1 protein-coding gene and 1 pseudogene are annotated in these 571 nt (G+C 65.1%); both read left to right on the forward strand.

What is annotated here, in order from left to right; genetic code table 11:
• A pseudogene (locus C6N31_RS42400) lies at positions 1–314 on the forward strand (ABC transporter permease); the annotation flags it as partial.
• On the forward strand, positions 307–571 hold a 265-nt coding region (locus tag C6N31_RS42405; RefSeq protein WP_307811615.1), incomplete at its 3' end, for an ATP-binding cassette domain-containing protein. The pseudogene C6N31_RS42400 and the gene C6N31_RS42405, both read left to right, overlap by 8 nt.

Genomic DNA, 571 nt, shown 5'->3' on the forward strand with positions numbered 1-571 from the left:
CCCGGCTGGGCAGCAAGATGACGGACCTCGCGCAGCTGATGCCGTTCATCCTGCGCACGTGGATGTACACCTCCGGCGTGATGTACAGCATCGCCAACTTCACCAAGGACGCACCGTACTTCGTGAAGATCCTGCTGGACATCAATCCGGTGGCCGTCTACATCGACCTGATGCGCTTCGCGCTGATCGACAGCGTGACCGCCGAGCAGATGCCGCCGCACGTGTGGGCGGTCGCGGTGGGCTGGGCTCTCCTGGCGGGTATCGGCGGGTACGTGTATTTCTGGAAGGCTGAGGAGAAGTACGGCCGTGGCTGAGCAGACCGAAACCCGCGTCCCCACCGTGATCGTCGACGATGTGCACATCGTCTACCGGGTGCACGGCGCGGGGAACAGCAAGGGCAGCGCGACCGCTGCCCTGGGACGCATAATCTCGCGCAAGTCGTCGCCCAACGTCCGGCTGGTCCATGCCGTACGCGGGGTGAGTTTCACTACGTACCGGGGCGAGGCGGTCGGTCTGATCGGGTCGAACGGGTCGGGCAAGTCGACGATGCTGCGGGCGATCGCGGGTCTGC

This window comes from Streptomyces fildesensis, from assembly GCF_016107395.1.
Classification (GTDB): Bacteria; Actinomycetota; Actinomycetes; order Streptomycetales; family Streptomycetaceae; genus Actinacidiphila; species Actinacidiphila fildesensis.